Origin of the sequence: Pseudonocardia sp., from assembly GCF_025465255.1 — a bacterium.
In the GTDB taxonomy this organism is placed as follows: Bacteria; Actinomycetota; Actinomycetes; order Mycobacteriales; family Pseudonocardiaceae; genus Pseudonocardia.
Map to the genome: position 1 here is coordinate 1 of NZ_JAODNI010000162.1, position 5,271 is coordinate 5,271.

Genomic DNA, 5,271 nt, shown 5'->3' on the forward strand with positions numbered 1-5,271 from the left:
CTTCGCCCCGTCGAAGGCAGCCCGACGGCACGTTCGATGACGACCCGGTGGTCGAGGGCGTACTGCAACTGGTCGGCCAGCTCGCCGGCGGCGTGGGCGGACAGGGCCGCACCCAGGATCGCCTCGACGACCTCGCTGTAGCGCGCGAGTGCGGCCCGCTCCGAGTCCTCCCACACGTGCGGTCGCGCGCGGTAGACGTCCAGTGATCCGACCGGCACCGCGCCCAACCGCACCGGTACCCCGAGGACCGCCCGGACACCGTGTCCGGCGATGACCTCCCGGCTCTCCGTACGAAGGTGTCCACACAGGGACCTCGACCCGTCTCGGACTGCACGTCATTCTGCTGGTCCGCGACCATCAGCCCGCTGCCGTCCACTCCGAACAGGTCCGCGCAGGCACGGATGACCCGGTGCAGCGCCTCGTCGATGTCCGGACGCTCCCCCGCATACACGCGATGCAGACTGCCGGCCAGCATCTCGGGGTCGATGTTCACGGCCGGAACCGCCCGTGCACCTGCGCGGCAGCGGACACCACGACCTCCGGTCGACGCCCGAAGTCCTGTTCGTACCCATCCTGTGGGAGGTCATCGTGGCCGGCGCGGCATGCAGGCCCGAGCTCGGTGCGTCGGCATCCACCGCCATCGTTCGATCTCCTGACCTCGCTCGCGACGCTCGTCCACGCCCTGAGACCGGCGTACACACTGCGGTGCCGGAGCACGCTGCCTCAGGTGGCGCGGAACTCCTCGCCGTCCCTGTGGCCGGCGGTGCCGAGCGTGCAGAGGGAGGCGGCCGCCGAGGACAACGAGTCGTGGAAGGGACCAGACCCACCCCGCAGGCGCCGACGAAGACACCGCTGAGGTCCACCACGATCGCGTCCCCGGTACCCGGCACGACCTCGCGGACCTGCTCCAGGGCGGCCTTCTCGGTGGCGATGTCGAGATCGACCCCCGCTCTCAGGACCGAGGCGCTGCGTCCCGGCTCCGGGATGTCCCGCAGGCACCCGATCTCGAAGACACCGTTCATCGACGACCCCACCCTCCGCGTCACGCACGTTCGACGCGGGTTCAGGGCGGCGACCAACCGAGAAGCAACCCACAAGCCGGACGCACGTTCGGCCAACTGGAGGATCCGGTCGTCCCGGGGCGGGTCACCGGCCGGTCTCGGGGCGTTCTCCTCGCCGCATCGGCGGCAGCCGCTCGACGGTGCCGGCCCCCGCGGCCAGCGCCCTGTCCAACCTGGAGAGCGCTTTTTCCGCGACGCCTCCGGTGACCTCGTCGAGCTGCTGGAGTCGGTCACGGCTGCGGTCGAGAACCGTCAGGGGTAGCGCCGACAGGGTCTGTCCCGGTGGGCGGCGGGAGACCACGGGGTGGGCCCGGGTCGGCGAGATCCGCCGCACCAGCTCCCACTGCCACCCCAGCATCCGGAGCCGGCGCGGACCGAGCTCCTGCTGCAGTCGGGGCAGGAGCTCGTCCTCCTCGGTGCGCACGTCCTCGTCCAGTACCGCGAACGTCCGCTCCAGCAGCGCCGACCGGCCGGGATCCTCCGCCGAGGAGCGGTCGAGCCGGGTGACCAGCTCATCGACCTCCTGATGGTCGGTCTCGATGCGCAGCGTCAGCGGGTCGCCCTCGGGAAGCGCCCGCCGCGCCGCGGGGAACAGGACGGCCTCCTCGGCGAAGGCGTGGGTGAAGACCAGCCGCGCCACCGCGCGCAGGGCCTGCGCGTGCGGCCTCCCCCCGGCAGCCTCTGTGGCCCTGGCCCGGGCCATCAACCGGTCGAGCCGCTCGTGATCGGCGCGTTGGCGAGCGAGGATGCTGGTCCGGCCCCCCAGCTCCGCCACGGTCCGGTGCGCGATCGATCGATGCGTTTCCGACACCGTCATCGTTCTCCTGTGGTGGTCGTAGGACTCATCGACACTCCTCGTCTGCAGGTGGAGCGGAGATACCCGGGCGCAGCACGCTCATCCCGGGCTCACCCGGACGGAGGAAGCGGAAAGCCAATCAAGGTTCCCGTCCTTTCAATTGATCCGCCGTACGGAGTTTGGAGCGAATCGTCACGGGCATCCGCGCTCCACAGCCGTCGCCCGACGGCTTGTCGCGAAGGAGCCCGGATGTTCTTCCACCGCCAGGAACTGCAATTCAAATCCACCCCCGACAAGCCCGACGCCGTCTACGCCCGTAAACTCCAAGAGGTCCTCGGCGGACAGTACGGCGAGATCACAATCGCCATGCAGTACATGTTCCAGGGCTGGAACATGCACACCCCCGGCAAGTACCGCGACCTCGTCTTCGGCATCGCCTCGGAGGAGATCGGCCACGTCGAGATGCTCGCGACCATGATCGCCCAGCTGCTGGAGAAGTCCCCCCTCGGCATCACCTCCGACGCCATCCAGGACGACCCCGCCGTGGCGGCCGTCATCGGCGGCACCGACGTCCAGCACGCCATCGTCGCCGGCGCCGGGGCCCGCCCCGTCGACAGCAACGGCAACCCCTGGCAGGGCACCTACGTCACCGCCAGCGGCAACCTCCTCGCCGACTTCCAGGCCAACGCCAACGGCGAGATGCAGGGTCGGCTCCAGGCGGCGCGCCTCTACCACATGACCGACGACCACGGCGTGCGCGACCTGCTCTCCTTCCTCATCGCCCGCGACACCATGCACCAGAACCAGTGGATCGCCGCCGCCGCCGAACTCCAGGAGGAGGGCACGGAGAAGCTTCCGGTTCCCAGCAACTTCCCGCAGTCCAAGGAGTTCACCGACGTCTCCTACCAGTACCTCAACTTCAGCGACGGCGCCCGTGCCGCCGAGGGCCGCTGGGCCAAGGGCCCCAGCCCCGACGGCAACGGCGAGTTCAGCTACCACGACGGGCCCACCACCAGCGCCCCCATGCCGCCGCCCACCCACCCCGACAGCCGCTTCTACGGCACCACGGAACTCCCCAACACCATCGAGAAGGCCGCCGGACTCGCCCAGGACAAGCTCAAGAAGGAATGACCCGGCCGACGTCGCTCGTCGCCCGCCACTCGCCCTGCCCGGCACCCGGCCCGGGTGGGCGACGCGCGCGTCGCGAGGCGCGGTTCGGCCCGTGGCGCTTCCGGGGTACGCCCTCCTGTTCTGCTCGGCGGCTTCCGCCACGACCGAAGGTCCATACCATGAGTGACCCGACCCACCCCACCACCACAGCCCGTCGCCGGCCCGTGCAGGTCGCCGCGATGGTCGTCGGCGTCGTGTTCCTGCTCGTCGGCATCGCCGGGTTCGTGCCCGGCATCACGACCGACTACGACCGGCTCGGCTTCGCCGGTCACCAGTCCGGAGCCCTGCTGCTCGGACTCTTCGCCGTGTCCGTCCTGCACAACCTCGTGCACGCGGCCTTCGGCGTCGCCGGTCTCGTGCTTTCCCGCACACCCGCGGGAGCGCGCAACTTCCTCGTCTACGGCGGCATCGTCTACGCCGTCCTCTGGATCTACGGACTCCTCGTCGGCCACGGCAGCCCGGCCAACTTCGTCCCCGTCAACACCGCGGACAACTGGCTCCACCTCCTCCTCGCCGTCGGCATGATCGCCCTCGGCGTGCTGCTCGGCCGGCCGGACAGGGCGCCGGCGCGGTAATCGGGCACGGCCGCACTCCTCGGTGCTCGGAGCCGGTGCCGCCTTCGGGCCGCGTGTTTACGGCCCGTCCCCTCGGGCATGTGCCGGTGCTCGCGCAACCCCGGCGGTCGAGTCGTTCGAACGGCCCCGACCTGAACGAGCCCGACGAGGAGGAACAGTGACCTGTCACGTCCGGAACGTGAACGGCCCGGCCGGGGATGGAGGCCGGGCGTGAGCCGCTTCCGAGCCGAGCTGCGCCGTCGGCTTCTCGACCGCGTGTTGTTCGGCCGACGGAGCCGGCGGCCCTACGGTCCTGGTCTGCGCCGGTCCGGCGGTGCCCCGCGCCGTACGCGGTTCGGCTTCTGGGGGCCGATGCCCTTCGTCTCGACCCGAACGCGACGTGGGTCCGAGGTCTCGATGGGCGGTTGTGGTTGTTGCCTGCCCATCCCCCTGCTCGCGGTGCTCGGCGCGGGTGCCGCGGTGCGGGCGCTCTGGCGGCGTACGCGCTGACCGACCGGCCTCCACGGGGCCCGGGCCCGTCTTCTCCGTCTTCACCCCATGTCTCGACCACGCCACCATGAAGGGAGCCCCGTGTCCGACCGCAACACCGTGATCCGCAGCCTGCACGACATCGGCCTCGACGCCTGGTTCGGCGGCTCGCTGGCCGGCGCCATCGGCATCAACGGCGCCGCCGCCGACCTGCCCGACCCCACGCAGCGGCTCAAGGTCGCCAACGCCGGGTGGGCCCGCTTGACACCGGTCAACCTCGCCGCCATCGGTGCCCACCTCATCGGTGGTGCCGGGATCCTGCAGGCCAACAAGGGCCGTGCCGCCGTCCAGGAGGGCGTCGGCGCGTCCACCGTCGCCAAGCTCGTCCTGACCGGCGCCGCTCTCGCCGTCACGGCCTACAGCCGGGCACTGGGCAAGGAGCTGGAGCAGGCCGAGGGCACGCCGGTCGAGGGCGCCACCGATCCCGCCCCGGAGACCCCGCCGGACATCGCGAAGGCCCAGCAGCAGCTGAGCCTGTGCCAGTGGCTCATCCCGGCCCTCACCGGAGGGCTCGTCGTCCTCAACGCCCTGCACGGCGAGCAGCAGCGACCCGCACAGCAGTTCGGCGGGATCCTCGGCAAGCCCGCCAGGTGGCTCCGCGCCGCGGCCTGACGACGGATCGATTCGGCCGGTGCCGTGCGTCGCAGGTAGTTCGCCCCCGGCGTTCACAGAAAGCCGAAGCCCGCAATGGAGGTTTCCTTCACCACGCCGAGAAAGGTGCACGGGAATAGCGCTGGCCCTGTCCGGATGTCCCGCCGCCGAACGAATATCGCCGGAGCGGAAGACGCAAAGCGGGGCGGACGATCGCGTTTACGGAATCGCCGGGAGATTGACGGCGGCCGTGGCGGGTAAGCGCGGGATGTAGCCGATCGGCTAGCAGAGACGACGACAAGGAGCAGCTCGATGAGCCACCCGACCAGTGGTCGTCCGCCGGCGTATCCGGCCGGCGACAGTACGTCCAGCCAGTCCACCCCGGCGATCGCGAAGGACGAGGCGGGCGCCGTCGGGCAGACCGCCGCCGACGCCGGCCGCCAGGTCGTCGAGACCGCGGCCGACCAGGCGGGGCAGGTCGCCGAGGAGGCCCGCCGCCAGGTCGGGGACCTGTTCGACCAGGCCCGTGAGCAGGCCGTCGAACAGGCCC

At 71.0% G+C, this 5,271-nt stretch carries 4 protein-coding genes and 2 pseudogenes; 4 read left to right on the forward strand and 2 right to left on the reverse strand.

The window, feature by feature from the left end; all coding sequences use genetic code 11:
- Together JWP64_RS19275 and JWP64_RS19280 are read right to left on the reverse strand one after the other, a co-directional pair.
- Positions 1–233, reverse strand: a pseudogene (locus tag JWP64_RS19275) (transcriptional regulator); the annotation flags it as partial.
- A 913-nt stretch (positions 234–1,146) separates the two neighbouring features.
- A complete protein-coding gene (locus JWP64_RS19280; RefSeq protein ID WP_297499121.1) occupies positions 1,147–1,878 on the reverse strand; it encodes a hemerythrin domain-containing protein in 732 nt (243 codons plus the stop codon).
- Positions 1,879–2,106: 228 nt separating this feature from the next.
- On the opposite strand from JWP64_RS19280, the gene JWP64_RS19285 reads away from it, so the two are divergent.
- The 4 genes and pseudogenes from JWP64_RS19285 to JWP64_RS19300 all read left to right on the forward strand — a co-directional run.
- Positions 2,107–2,988: a manganese catalase family protein gene (locus tag JWP64_RS19285; protein ID WP_297499123.1), complete on the forward strand. Its 882-nt coding sequence runs from the start codon at positions 2,107–2,109 to the stop codon at positions 2,986–2,988.
- 158 nt (positions 2,989–3,146) lie between these two features.
- The gene (locus JWP64_RS19290) at positions 3,147–3,602 is read left to right on the forward strand and encodes a DUF4383 domain-containing protein (RefSeq protein ID WP_297499125.1); all 456 of its coding nucleotides are present in this window, start codon (positions 3,147–3,149) and stop codon (positions 3,600–3,602) included.
- 570 nt (positions 3,603–4,172) lie between these two features.
- On the forward strand, positions 4,173–4,742 hold the full coding sequence (locus JWP64_RS19295) for a hypothetical protein (RefSeq protein WP_297499127.1): 570 nt from the start codon (positions 4,173–4,175) through the stop codon (positions 4,740–4,742).
- A 291-nt stretch (positions 4,743–5,033) separates the two neighbouring features.
- Positions 5,034–5,271: pseudogene (locus tag JWP64_RS19300) on the forward strand (hypothetical protein); the annotation flags it as partial.